This window comes from Pseudomonas paraversuta, assembly GCF_904067025.1.
In the GTDB taxonomy this organism is placed as follows: domain Bacteria; phylum Pseudomonadota; class Gammaproteobacteria; order Pseudomonadales; family Pseudomonadaceae; genus Aquipseudomonas; species Aquipseudomonas paraversuta.
In genome coordinates this window covers 4,411,727-4,424,102 of record NZ_CAJFDA010000001.1, presented here as the reverse complement: position 1 = coordinate 4,424,102, position 12,376 = coordinate 4,411,727, and the positions used below count along the sequence as shown (strand labels likewise).

Here is a 12,376-nt window from a genome sequence, read left to right as displayed (position 1 = left end):
CGCTTTGTTTCTCTGTAGGAGCGAGCTTGCTCGCGAGCAGTCAAAAGATCGCGAGCAAGCTCGCTCCTACAGAAAGGGACGTCTAGTTAGTGACGGAAGTGGCGCATACCGGTGAACACCATGGCAATCCCGGCTTCGTCGGCTGCAGCAATCACTTCGTTGTCACGCATCGAGCCGCCCGGCTGGATCACCGCAGTGATACCGGCCTTGGCTGCATTGTCCAGACCGTCACGGAACGGGAAGAACGCGTCGGATGCCATGACCGAACCCTGCACTTGCAAACCGGCGTGCTCGGCCTTGATCGCAGCAATGCGGGCCGAGTTTACGCGGCTCATCTGGCCAGCGCCGACACCGATGGTCTGACGGTTCTTGGCGTAGACGATGGCGTTGGATTTGACGTACTTGGCGACTTTCCAGGCAAAGATCAGGTCGTGGATCTCTTGTTCGGTCGGTGCGCGCTTGGTGACGACTTTCAGGTCTTCGCTGCCGATCATCTGGATGTCGCGGCTTTGTACCAGCAAACCGCCATTCACCCGCTTGAAGTCCCAGGCCGGTGCGCGGTCTGCGCTCCACTCGCCGCAGGCCAGCAGGCGTACGTTGGCTTTGGCGGCCACGATGGCGCGGGCTTCTTCGCTCACGGACGGGGCGATGATCACTTCAACGAACTGACGCTCGACGATGGCTTTGGCCGTTTCGGCGTCCAGCTCGCGGTTGAAGGCGATGATGCCGCCGAATGCCGACTCGGTATCAGTGGCGTAAGCCAGCTCATAGGCCTGACGGATGCCGCCTTCGGCGTCCGGGCTGACTGCGACGCCGCACGGGTTGGCGTGCTTGACGATCACGCAGGCCGGTTTGACAAAGCTTTTTACGCATTCCAGCGCGGCATCGGTGTCGGCCACGTTGTTGAACGACAGCTCTTTGCCTTGCAGCTGGGTGGCGGTTGCGATGCTGACTTCGGCCGGCTTGGCTTCTACGTAGAACGCCGCGCTTTGATGCGGGTTCTCGCCGTAGCGCATTTCCTGGGCCTTGATGAACTGGCTGTTGAAGGTGCGCGGGAACAGGCTGCGGCCTTCGGTGCTCAGGGTTTCGGCTGTCTGGTTAACGGTGCCCAGGTAGTTGGCGATCATGCCGTCGTAGGCGGCGGTGTGTTCGAACGCCTTGAGCATCAGGTCGAAACGCTGGGCGTAGGTCAGGCCACCGGCCTTGAGGTTTTCCAGCACGTTGGCGTAATCGCTGGCATTGACCACGATCGCTACGTCTTTGTGGTTTTTTGCTGCCGAACGGACCATGGTCGGGCCGCCGATATCGATGTTCTCGATGGCGGTCGGCAGGTCGCAGCCCGGCTTGTTGATGGTTGCTTCGAAGGGGTAGAGGTTTACGGCTACCAGATCGATCGGCTTGATGCCGTGCTCGTTCATGATGTCGTCATCGATGCCGCGACGGCCCAGGATGCCGCCGTGGATTTTCGGGTGCAGGGTTTTCACCCGCCCGTCCATCATTTCCGCAAAGCCGGTGTAGTCCGCAACTTCGACAGCGGCTACGCCGTTGTCTTGGAGCAGCTTGAACGTACCGCCGGTGGAGAGGATCTCGACGCCGAGGGCTTCCAGTTCACGGGCGAAATCAAGGATTCCGGTTTTATCGGAAACGCTGATTAAAGCGCGGCGGATCGGCAGGCGGGTAGTCTGATCGGTCATCTCGATTTCCATCAAAAGCAAAGGAGTCAGCAAAAAAGGCGACCCGTTTTACCGGGACGCCTTTCAGGTTTGATTGAATGCTTACAGCAGATCGTACTGCTTGAGTTTTTTGCGCAAGGTGCCGCGATTAAGTCCCAGCAGCTCTGAGGCCTTGGTCTGGTTGCCCTTGACGTAGTTCATGACGCACTCGAGCAGCGGGGCCTCGACTTCGGAAAGTACCAGGTTGTACACGTCCGTGACTTCAGCGCCCTCCAGGTGGGCGAAGTAATTGTGCAGCGCCTTTTCGACACTGCCACGAAGGGTCTGACCTTCTTCGCTCGGTGTATTGAGGTGCTGTTTCAGGTTGACGTTGTCGCTCACGGGCGTTGTTCCACTCACTAATGTCTCGGTCATCATCGTCATGCGGCCACCCATCCTTCGTCCCCTGTCCCCAGGCTCTTGTGTCGTTCGGCGAAAAACGCCTGAACGTTGGCGCATTGTGCTTCCGTATCTTCTAAACGATTGAAGTGGGCGCGAAACTCCTTGGCGCCCGGCAAGGTTGCGAGATACCAGCCGACATGCTTGCGGGCAATACGTACCCCCAATACCTCCCCATAGAAGGTGTGCAGTGCAGCCAAATGCTCTAGCAGAATACGTTCCACTTCGCTCATCTGTGGTGCCGGCAGGAGTTGCCCGGTACGCAGAAAGTGATCAACTTCGCGGAAAATCCAGGGCCGCCCTTGGGCCGCCCTGCCAATCAATAGTCCGTCAGCGCCGGTCGCTTGCAGCACGTGCCGGGCCTTGTGGGGTGAATCTATGTCGCCGTTGGCAAATACCGGTATCGACACCGCCTGCTTGATCGCGGCGATGGTGTCGTATTCGGCTTCACCGGTGTACAGGTCGGCGCGGGTTCTGCCGTGCACCGCCAGAGCAGCAATTCCGGCCTGTTCGGCAATTTTCGCCACGGTCAGGCCGTTTTTGTTGTCCCGGTCCCAGCCGGTGCGGATCTTCAGGGTGACCGGCACATCAACCGCAGCCACGACGGCCTGCAGGATCTCGGTCACCAATGCTTCGTCTTTCAGTAGCGCGGAGCCCGCGGCCTTGTTGCAGACCTTTTTTGCCGGGCATCCCATGTTGATATCAATAATCTGCGCGCCCAGTTCCACATTGGCCCTGGCGGCATCTGCCAGCATTTGCGCGTCACCGCCGGCAATCTGTACCGAGCGGGGCTCGGGATCACCGTCGTGAATCATGCGCAAGCGTGACTTGCGGCTATTCCAGAGACTCATGTCGCTGGTGACCATTTCCGAGACAACCAGTCCCGCGCCCATCCGTCGGCAAAGCTGACGAAAAGGTTGATCGGTGACGCCCGCCATAGGGGCGAGGATCAAACCGTTGTGCAATGTATATGGGCCGATGCGTACCGCCGACATAGGACTTCCCTGTTGTGGGGCCGGATCTTGGGAGTTCGAAAAAGGGTTGGCATGATACCCGCTCTCGATGACCGGATAAAGACGCAATTGGATGAATTTTGAACAATTGGAGCCGAAGGCTGGCCACAAGCCTCAAGCGACAAGCTGCAATACACAGCAAATCAGCATTTCACTTCTAACTTGCCTCTTGCAGCTAAAAGCGCCACGCGCTCATTCCGGGGAATGAAAGCTCAGGCTGTAGTTCACGGCTTTCGGGCCTGGATCGAGAATGTCCAGGGCAATGTGGATAGGTGTCTGTGGCGGCATTTCGGCCTTGGCCAGATCACCGATCAGGTATTCGCCGGGCTTGAAACGGCGACTGGCGATCATTTTGCCGTGCAGGTCGGCGAACCGCAGCTCCAGCAGCGGGAAAGGCTGGGAGAACGGCGCGCGGTTGTAGAGGATGGCGTCTACCACCAGCGCTCCGGCGAACTCGGGATGGCTGCGTACCACCAGATTGCTGCTTTTGATTCGGTCTATATCGACCCTGGACGGCACTGTGCAGCCGAGATGCGGGCACAGTTGCTGGAAGATCGGGCGGTATTGATCCTGTCGGGCCAGTTCATCGAAATGATTGGCAATATATTGTCCGGCCAGTGCCGCGCCGGCCAGCAGTATCAGCAAGACCCAAAGCAGGCGTTTGCCCCATGGTGTACGGCGTTTTTGCCAGTCCAGCTGCAGCGGGTCGTCGACCAGATCCAGCAGTGCGTCTTCACGCACTCTTGGTTCGTTGCGCCTGCGCTTGCTCAGGGGCAACGGCTCAGGGGGCTCGTCGTCCTCATCATCGCTCGCGCTCAGGTGTTCGCCGGTCAGTCCCGGCTCCAGCTCATCGTCCAGTGAAAGCTTGAGCGGCGGCGTTTCATCCGGCTCGTCGAGGTCCAGTGATAATGACGGCTCGGTGCGCCCCGTTGAGGCGGGTTCGCTGAGCTTCTCTGCGGCTTTGCTGGCGAGCGCTGAGGTTTCGGCGCGTTCGGCCGCCGAATCGCTGAACAGACTGTCTGCCCATTGGCTTTCTTCGGCGTCCGGGCTGTCGCGCCGGGCACTCAGTGAGCTGTCTTTTGCCTTGTGGGGCTGGCCAAAGCTTTTGCTGGGCTGGATCTCACGCTCTTCGAGCCGGGCCAGTTCTTCATCCAGATCCAGATGGTCGAGATCGAGTTCGGCTGCTTGCCAGTGTTCCGGGCTGACGGGCTTGGGCCCGGCAGGCGGCTCGATGACCTCGGGTTCTGCAACATCAGGGGTCGTTACTGTCGGCAGTTGTTCATTTTCAGTGCGTTTGTTCAGCAGTTGCTGTGCAGCATTGAACACTTGCAGGCAGGCGCCACAGCGCACAACGCCGCGAGCCGCGCTCAGTTGGGCGTGGTTGACGCGAAAATTGGTCTGGCAGTGTGGACACTGGGTAACGAAGCTATCGCTCATGTGGCCATCCGGATTGGGCAGGCGTGCATTGTAGGGGCTGTACCCGTTTGATTGCGAGCCGCGTCGCGGCCGCAACCAAAGGTCAACAGGCTCTAGCGGCGACGGCCACTGATGCGCACCCAGCCATCGCGATTGGCGATCGGGTCAAGATCAAAGTCTGCGGCGTAGGCTGCGGCGACTTCTTCGCCCTGTTCGGCGAGGATGCCCGACAGCGCCAGGCGACCGCCCGGTTTGACCAGGCTCGACAGCTGCGGGGCCAGGGAGACCAGGGGGCCGGCCAGGATGTTGGCAACCACCACGTCGGCCTGAACCTGTGGCAGGTCTTCGGGCAGGTACAGCGGGAACAGCTCTGCGGCGACATTGTTGCGCCCGGCGTTATCGCGCGAGGCTTCCAGCGCCTGTACGTCGATGTCGGTGCCGATGGCCTGTCTGGCCCCCAGCAACAGGGCGGCGATTGCCAGAATCCCCGAGCCGCAACCGAAGTCCAGCACGCTGCAGTCCTTCAGGTCCTGACCGTCGAGCCATTCCAGGCACAGTGCGGTAGTCGGGTGGGTGCCGGTACCAAAGGCCAGGCCCGGATCCAGCAGCAGGTTCACGGCGTCCGGTTCCGGCGCGGCGTGCCAGCTCGGGACGATCCACAGGCGCTGACCGAAGCGCATCGGATGGAAGTTGTCCATCCAGCTGCGTTCCCAGTCCTGGTCTTCGATGACTTCGGCATGGTGCTCGGGCAGGGGCGAGCCGGTCAGCAGTTCCAGATGGGACAGAACGAGGTCGGCTTCGGTGCCGCCTTCGAACAGTGCCAGCAAATGGGTGTGGGACCACAACGGGGTGGTGTTGAGTTCAGGTTCGAAGATCGGCTGATCTTCGGCATCCATGAACGTTACCGATACGGCGCCGACTTCGAGGAACGCGTCTTCGTAGGTTTCGGCTTGTTCCGGGCTGATGGCGAGGCGTACTTGCAGCCAAGGCATGGCGGGCACCTTTGAAAAATAGGAGTGTGCAACCGGTGGGCTGCGAGAAGCGCGCCAGTTTACGCGAGCGAGGGCGGTGCGGGTAATCAAAAAACGATGAAAAGCCCTCGTCGTACATCGCCACTGGGAGCTGGCTTGCCGGCGATGCTGGCGACGGGACAATCGCTGGCAAGCCAGCTCCCGCAAAGCGTGGGTAGGTTGCAGAAACGACCAGGCCGCCCGAAGGCGGCCTGGTTGATCTGGAATCAAACTTACTGCTTGGCCAGTTTGTGTTCCAGGTAGTGAATGTTGACGCCGCCTTTGCAGAAGCCTTCGTCATTCACCAGGTCGCGGTGCAGCGGGATGTTGGTTTTAATCCCGTCGACCACGATTTCGTCCAGCGCATTGCGCATGCGGGCCATGGCTTCGTCACGGGTCGAGCCCCAGGTGATCAGTTTGCCGATCAGGGAGTCGTAGTTGGACGGAACCTTGTAGCCGCTGTACAGGTGCGAATCGACGCGAACGCCATTGCCGCCCGGTGCGTGGAAATGCTTGACCAGACCAGGGCTCGGCATGAATGTCGCCGGGTCCTCAGCGTTGATCCGGCACTCCAGGGAGTGACCGTGAATTTTCACGTCATCCTGGGTGAAGGACAGCTTGTTGCCTGCCGCGATGCTCAACATCTCTTTCAGGATGTCGATGCCGGTGACCATTTCGGAAACCGGGTGCTCCACTTGCACACGAGTGTTCATCTCGATGAAGTAGAAGCGACCATTCTCGTACAGGAACTCGAAGGTGCCTGCGCCACGGTAGTTGATATCGATGCAGGCCTTGACGCAGCGCGCCAGAACCTCTGCACGAGCAGTTTCATCGATACCCGGTGCCGGTGCTTCTTCCAGAACTTTCTGGTGACGGCGTTGCAGCGAGCAATCGCGGTCGCCCAGGTGGATCGCGTGACCCTGGCCATCGGAAAGGACCTGAACTTCCACGTGACGCGGGTTGGTCAGGTATTTTTCGAGGTAGACCATCGGGTTGCTGAACCAGGCGCCTGCTTCTTCGCGGGTCTGCTTGGCTGCTTCGATCAGGTCTTCTTCGCGGTGCACCACACGCATGCCGCGACCACCACCGCCGCCAGCGGCTTTGATGATCACCGGGTAGCCGACTTCGCGGCCGATGCGCAGGGCTGTTGCTTCGTCTTCCGGCAACGGGCCGTCAGAACCCGGAACAGTCGGAACGCCGGCAGCGATCATGGCGTGCTTGGCCGATACCTTGTCGCCCATGAGGCGAATGGTGTCGGCTTTCGGGCCGATAAAGGCGAAGCCGGATTTCTCGACTTGCTCGGCGAAATCGGCGTTTTCAGCCAGAAAGCCGTAGCCCGGGTGGATCGCCGTGGCGCCAGTGACTTCGGCTGCCGCGATGATGGCCGGGATGTGCAGGTAGGACAGGTTGGCGGGTGCCGGACCGATGCAGACGGTTTCGTCTGCCAGGCCCAGGTGCATCAGCTCCTTGTCGGCGGTGGAGTACACCGCAACGGTCTTGATGCCCAGTTCCTTACAGGCCCGCAGGATGCGCAAGGCGATCTCACCGCGGTTGGCGATCAGGACTTTTTCCAGCTTCTGAGGCTTCAACATCGTTGGCTCCCCGTGGTTCAAACGATGGTGAACAGCGGTTGATCGAACTCAACCGGTTGACCGTTTTCTACCAGGATGGATTCGATAACACCGGCTTTTTCGGCCGTGATGTGGTTCATCATTTTCATCGCTTCAACGATGCAAATGGTGTCGCCGACCTTAACGGTCTGGCCGACTTCAACGAAGGCTGGCGAGGTAGGTGCCGGGGTACGGTAGAAAGTACCGACCATTGGCGACTTGACCACAAAACCGTTCAGTTTTGGTGCAGCAGGTGCTTCGGTCACGGTGGCAACCGGAGCAACAGCAACCGGAGCAGCAGCCGGAGCTTGCATTGGCGCTGGTGCGTAGAACTGTTGAGCAGGAGTCTTGCTGTGACGGCTGATGCGTACGGACTCTTCGCCTTCTTTGATTTCCAGCTCGTCGATGCCGGACTCTTCCAGCAGTTCGATCAGTTTCTTAACTTTACGGATATCCATGAATCGTCAACTCCCAATGGGTCGGTCAGGGGCGTTTAGCTTGTAGTTCAAGCTGTTCCAGGGCGGCCTCCAAGGCCAGTCGATAACCGCTGGCGCCAAGGCCGCAGATCACACCTACCGCAACGTCGGAGAAGTAGGAGTGATGGCGGAAAGGTTCGCGTTTGTGCACGTTTGATAAATGCACTTCGATGAATGGGATGCTCACCGCCAGCAGCGCGTCACGTAATGCCACGCTGGTGTGGGTAAAAGCAGCCGGGTTGATCAGGATAAAGTCCACGCCTTCATCGCGGGCAGCGTGGATCCGGTCGATCAACTCATACTCGGCATTACTTTGCAGATAGAGCAAATGGTGACCGGCATCGCGGGCCCGCTGCTCCAGGTCCTGATTGATTTGCGCCAGGGTAGTAGCGCCGTAGACGCCCGGCTCGCGGGTGCCGAGCAAATTCAGGTTGGGGCCGTGCAGAACCAGAAAAGTCGCCATCTGCTGTTCCTTGTTATGTGTGTGCAGTTATCAATGCCGGGCGACTATGCCGAAAAGCGGATTCGCTGTCCAGTTAACTGCAATAGCCAGCACGATGACCGATGTTCGCGAAAAGTTTGTGACCAGCTCTCTAGATCCGGTCATTTGCGTTGTCGACACGTTCGGCGAAGTCTGCTGCATTGATCTCGCCGATGACCCGCAAGTCACTTTTTTCACTGCCGTTTTTGCCAAAGAACATCAGTGCCGGAGGGCCGAACAATTGGTAGCGGTCGAGCAGGGCGCGCTGCCCGGCATTGCTGGCAGTCATGTCAAACCGTACCAGCCGGTAGCCTTTGAGCCGGTCCAGCACCTGCGGGTTGTTCAGGACCTCGTGCTCGATCACCTTGCAGCTGATACACCAGTCGGCGTACCAGTCCAGCAACAGCGGCTGGCCGGCGGCACTGGCTTGTGCCAACACCTTGTCCAGCTCCTCTGCGGTGCTGACGGTTTGCCATTCACTGCTGCTTTGGGCCGGGCCGGCGGCTGATGCCGCAGGCTGCCAGTGTCCAAGCGGCCTGAACGGGTCGCTTTGACCGCTGAGGGCGCCGTACCAGCAGGCCAGGGCGTAAACCAGCAGAAATAGCCCAAGCAACTGCGCCAGACGTTGGCGCGGGGTTTTGTAGCCGAACTCCAGAGTGCCGAGAAACAGACTCACCCCGGCCGCCAGCAGACCAATCAACAGCAGGGTAACGGGGCCCGGCAGCACGCGGCTGAGCAGGGCGATGGCCAAACCGAGCAACAGCACGCCAATGGCGTTTTTGACGCTGACCAGCCATGGCCCGCTTTTTGGTAACCAGGCCGCACCGCCGGTTGCGACCAGCAGCAGGGGCGCGCCCATGCCCAGCCCCAGGGCAAAGAGTTTCAAACCGCCGCCCAGGGCATCACCACTGGCACTGATATAGAGCAATGCTCCCGCCAGCGGGGCCGAGACGCAGGGCGATACCAGCAGGCTGGACACCACGCCGAGCACGGCAGCGCCCCACAGCGAGCCACCCTGGGTGCGGTTGGCGACGCGATCAAGGCGGTTGCTGATGGCTTGCGGCAACTTCAGTTCGAACACCCCGAACATGGCCAGGGCAAAAATCGCGAAGAACAGGGCAAAGGGCGCCAGTACCCACACCGATTGCAGGCGTGCCTGAAGGTTGAGCTGTGCGCCGAACATCCCCATCAGCGCGCCGAGCAGTGCAAAGCAGGCGGCCATTGGCAGCACGTAGGCCAGTGACAGGCTAAAGCCGCGCAGCCCGCCCACCTGGCCACGCAATACCACGCCCGACAAAATCGGCAGCATCGGCAGCACGCAGGGGGTAAAGGTCAGGCCCAGGCCGGCGAGGAAGAACAGCGCCAGCTCGCGCCAGGTCCAGCTATTGATGGCTGGTGCGGCACTGTCGCCGGTCGCGGTCGAAACCGGGGTGCCGCCGATGCTCAGGCGTTCGGTTTCCGGTGGATAACACAAACCCTTGTCGGCGCAGCCCTGGTAAGTGACCACCAGGGTGAACGGACGCTGATCATCGGTCGGGCGCGGGATGTCGACATCAAGAATGCCGTGATAGACCTCGACGTCGCCGAAATACTCATCGTGCTTTTGCTCGCCGGGCGGTAACTGTGGCGTGGCCAGGGCGATATCGGCGGGTTCGGTGCTAAAGGCGAACTTGTGGCGATACAGGTAATAGCCTTCGGTGGGGACAAAACGCAGCTTGATGGTCTCGGGCGTGCTGTCGATCAGGTTGAGCCTGAACGCGTCACGCACCGGTAAAAAGTCGTTGCTGTTATTGATTGCACCCAGGGTAGAGCTGGGCCGGTTATCCAGCAGGCCGGCGGCCATGGCCGGTACGGCGAGCAGCAAACACAGAACAAGGAACAGGCGGCGCATAGGAATCTCGCAAATCAAACGTGGGCGCATGATAGCGGAGTGAATGCTGAGATGCCCTGCAGCAGCGAGCTTGCTCGCGAGCAAGCTCGCTTTTACAGGCGAAAGCTGTGCACGGCTGAGTTCAATTTGCCGCCCAGCTCCAGCAATTGCTGGCTCTGGTCCCGAGCAACAGCGATGCGTTGCAGGTTGTCGTCGCCCAATTGGTGAATGCGCTCACTGTGGTTGCGAATCTCCCCCACAGCCGTGCCTTGTTGTGCGGTGACGTCGGCGATGCGCATTGCGGTGCCGGAGATGGTGGTAATCGCACCGACAATCTCATCCAGCGCGCCTTCAGCGTCCTGGGCTTTTTCGGCGGTGGCCCGGGCATGTTCCACTTGTGCGCGCATGCCCTCAACCGATTGCCGGGCGGCCAGTTGCAGCCCGCCAATGAGGGTCTGGATCTCGCTGGTGGCGCCTGCGGTCCGTTGCGCAAGGGAGCGGACTTCTTCGGCAACCACGGCAAAGCCGCGGCCCATTTCTCCAGCACGGGCGGCCTCAATGGCCGCATTGAGTGCCAGCAGGTTGGTCTGGTCGGCGATGGAGCGGATCACGGTCAAGACCCCGCCAATGGTCGCCGACTCTTCTGCCAGGCGTTCGATGCTCTGTGCATTGCCTTGTACTTCCCCGACCAGCGCGCGCAACCCGGTCAGGCTCTGGTCTATTACGCGCTGCCCCTGGGCAACGGCCAGGCCGGCGCTGCGACTGGCATCGGCAGCATGGCTGGCATCCCCTGCGACCTGGGTGATGGTGGCCTCCAGTTCGCCCAGTGCGTCACGGATCTGGGCCGTATCAACAGCCTGGCGTTCGGCGCCGCCGTGCAGGCCGTTGCTGAGTTCGGCCAGGGTCTGGCTGCTGCCGGCGACCTGTTGGGCATTCAGGCGCAGGGTGCCCACCAGATTCACCAGGTACTGGCGCAGGCGATTGAGCGAAGCCTCAATGTCATGCAGCTCGCGATTGGTCTTGCCCAGCTGGATGTCGCGGCTGAAGTCGCCGTCGGCCCAGGTCGACAGCGACCCGGTCAAATGGGTCAGGACCTTGGCCAGTCTGCGTTGCAGAGTGTCGATCAGCAGTGCGATCAGCAGAATCAGGCCAATCATCAGGCCCTGGATCAGCCTCACCTCGCTCTGGATCTGCCCGTGCTCGGCGCGCACTTGCGGTTCCAGCGCGGCAATTGCCTGTTGCACGGCGTTGAGTTTCAGGTGGGTGCTGTTGCCGAGCAGGGCCCGTTGTTCTATTTGGGTCTGGGTGCGCTTGAGTTCGGCGGGGTAGCGGTTCAGCAGGTTGTTCAGCTCTCGCTTGAGGCCGATCCCCGCATCTTCGGCCTGTGTCGTGCGTTCGGTTTGCAGCCCCATCAGCGCGGCGAAATCGTCGTTGCCGGAAGTATTTTGCGCGCTTACTCCCAGTAAGGGCATGGCGTCGATCTGCTGTGCCTGGGCCCGGATGCTGGCGAGTTCGCGTTCCACCTCGCCTGCCAGCTCGCTGCGGGCGCTGCTCACCAGTTTGTCCCGGCTCAGGGACAGTCTGGCCAGATGCAGGGCGCCAGTCAGCAACGGCGCAGAATAAAGGCGGGCTTCGGGGGTGCTGGCCTGCCGGGCATACTGGCTGAGCTGTTCCAGGTTGCCGGCCAGCTCGCGTTCAGCCTGCAGCAGCAGGGCTTGTGGGTCTGCGGCCAGTTTGCCGGCAGCCAGCAATTGGTTGTTGCTGAAGTGGCTCAGCTCTTCAAGGCTGGGGCGCCAGGCCTGGGCCAGGGCAGGGGGCAGTGAGTCGAGCGCTGTCTGGAGCCTGTCCAGCGCGCTGTTGGCCTCGCTCAGGCGCACGGCATCGCCACTGGCCAGGTAGTCTTCAATGTTGCGCGAAACTTGATTCTGAAACAGCTGCGACAGGCTCAGGTAGCGCTCCATCAACAGGAACGGACGCTCCAGCGCCCGCTGCGACCACCATAAAGTGGCGCCCAGCGCCAGGCATACGGCGACCAGTAACAGGGTGTTCAAGTTGGTTAGCAGCTTCAGGCGCATGCGGGGTTTTGCCTACTACGCAGTAAGAAGCGCCTGAAGTTATGGCGTTTGTATGACATCGATGTGACGGGGCGGGGGTATTCCGCATAAATAGTGGCTATTTGCCTTGATTGCTGGATTCTCGGCCCGAGGCGGTCTCCCGGTTTCCAATCAGGCTGTCCCGCTTGAAATTGACAGCCGCGCAGCCATATTTACCATGGCTCGTCCGTGCTTGTTCTATAGTGCCGGGCGGACTGGCCCGGCCTGCTAGCTGCACGGCCCGGACGTGATTAAAAAGCCTGTAGCCAATGAAACGCCAACAGACCCTAGGCACT

General features: G+C 60.5%; 10 protein-coding genes. All 10 read right to left on the bottom strand.

Going from position 1 to position 12,376, the window contains the following annotated elements; translation table 11 throughout:
* Positions 1 to 86 precede the first annotated feature (86 nt).
* On the bottom strand, positions 87 to 1,694 hold the full coding sequence (gene purH, locus JQ848_RS20065) for a bifunctional phosphoribosylaminoimidazolecarboxamide formyltransferase/IMP cyclohydrolase (protein ID WP_003439208.1): 1,608 nt from the start codon (positions 1,692 to 1,694) through the stop codon (positions 87 to 89).
* Positions 1,695 to 1,775: 81 nt separating this feature from the next.
* Positions 1,776 to 2,096, bottom strand: a complete 321-nt coding sequence (gene fis, locus JQ848_RS20060; RefSeq protein WP_003439210.1) for a DNA-binding transcriptional regulator Fis — start codon at positions 2,094 to 2,096, stop codon at positions 1,776 to 1,778.
* Positions 2,093 to 3,106, bottom strand: a complete 1,014-nt coding sequence (gene dusB / locus JQ848_RS20055; RefSeq protein ID WP_003439212.1) for a tRNA dihydrouridine synthase DusB — start codon at positions 3,104 to 3,106, stop codon at positions 2,093 to 2,095. The genes fis and dusB overlap by 4 nt, the downstream gene beginning before the upstream one ends.
* Before the next feature lie 210 nt (positions 3,107 to 3,316).
* On the bottom strand, positions 3,317 to 4,561 hold the full coding sequence (locus tag JQ848_RS20050; protein ID WP_202211063.1) for a DUF3426 domain-containing protein: 1,245 nt from the start codon (positions 4,559 to 4,561) through the stop codon (positions 3,317 to 3,319).
* A gap of 92 nt (positions 4,562 to 4,653) precedes the next feature.
* Positions 4,654 to 5,532 (bottom strand): 50S ribosomal protein L11 methyltransferase, encoded by an 879-nt coding sequence (gene prmA, locus JQ848_RS20045; RefSeq protein WP_003439217.1) that lies wholly within the window; start codon positions 5,530 to 5,532, stop codon positions 4,654 to 4,656.
* Between the two features lie 251 nt (positions 5,533 to 5,783).
* Positions 5,784 to 7,142 (bottom strand): acetyl-CoA carboxylase biotin carboxylase subunit, encoded by a 1,359-nt coding sequence (accC, locus tag JQ848_RS20040; protein ID WP_003439219.1) that lies wholly within the window; start codon positions 7,140 to 7,142, stop codon positions 5,784 to 5,786.
* Between the two features lie 17 nt (positions 7,143 to 7,159).
* The gene (gene accB / locus JQ848_RS20035; RefSeq protein WP_003439221.1) at positions 7,160 to 7,618 is read right to left on the bottom strand and encodes an acetyl-CoA carboxylase biotin carboxyl carrier protein; all 459 of its coding nucleotides are present in this window, start codon (positions 7,616 to 7,618) and stop codon (positions 7,160 to 7,162) included.
* Between the two features lie 25 nt (positions 7,619 to 7,643).
* Entirely contained in the window at positions 7,644 to 8,099 is a 456-nt protein-coding gene (gene aroQ / locus JQ848_RS20030) for a type II 3-dehydroquinate dehydratase (protein ID WP_003439222.1), read from the bottom strand.
* Between the two features lie 130 nt (positions 8,100 to 8,229).
* A complete protein-coding gene (locus tag JQ848_RS20025) occupies positions 8,230 to 10,008 on the bottom strand; it encodes a protein-disulfide reductase DsbD (protein ID WP_161719768.1) in 1,779 nt (592 codons plus the stop codon).
* 92 nt (positions 10,009 to 10,100) lie between these two features.
* A complete protein-coding gene (locus JQ848_RS23020) occupies positions 10,101 to 11,144 on the bottom strand; it encodes a methyl-accepting chemotaxis protein (RefSeq protein ID WP_408003743.1) in 1,044 nt (347 codons plus the stop codon).
* Positions 11,145 to 12,376 lie beyond the last annotated feature (1,232 nt).

Excerpts from the sequence above, each read along its gene's own strand:
- accC (WP_003439219.1), bottom strand. The coding sequence starts at position 7,142 with ATGTTGAAGCCTCAGAAGCTGGAAAAAGTCCTGATCGCCAACCGCGGT.
- prmA (WP_003439217.1), bottom strand. The coding sequence starts at position 5,532 with ATGCCTTGGCTGCAAGTACGCCTCGCCATCAGCCCGGAACAAGCCGAA.
- fis (WP_003439210.1), bottom strand. The coding sequence starts at position 2,096 with ATGACGATGATGACCGAGACATTAGTGAGTGGAACAACGCCCGTGAGC.
- JQ848_RS23020 (WP_408003743.1), bottom strand. The coding sequence starts at position 11,144 with ATGATTGGCCTGATTCTGCTGATCGCACTGCTGATCGACACTCTGCAA.
- dusB (WP_003439212.1), bottom strand. The coding sequence starts at position 3,106 with ATGTCGGCGGTACGCATCGGCCCATATACATTGCACAACGGTTTGATC.
- accB (WP_003439221.1), bottom strand. The coding sequence starts at position 7,618 with ATGGATATCCGTAAAGTTAAGAAACTGATCGAACTGCTGGAAGAGTCC.
- JQ848_RS20050 (WP_202211063.1), bottom strand. The coding sequence starts at position 4,561 with ATGAGCGATAGCTTCGTTACCCAGTGTCCACACTGCCAGACCAATTTT.
- aroQ (WP_003439222.1), bottom strand. The coding sequence starts at position 8,099 with ATGGCGACTTTTCTGGTTCTGCACGGCCCCAACCTGAATTTGCTCGGC.
- purH (WP_003439208.1), bottom strand. The coding sequence starts at position 1,694 with ATGACCGATCAGACTACCCGCCTGCCGATCCGCCGCGCTTTAATCAGC.
- JQ848_RS20025 (WP_161719768.1), bottom strand. The coding sequence starts at position 10,008 with ATGCGCCGCCTGTTCCTTGTTCTGTGTTTGCTGCTCGCCGTACCGGCC.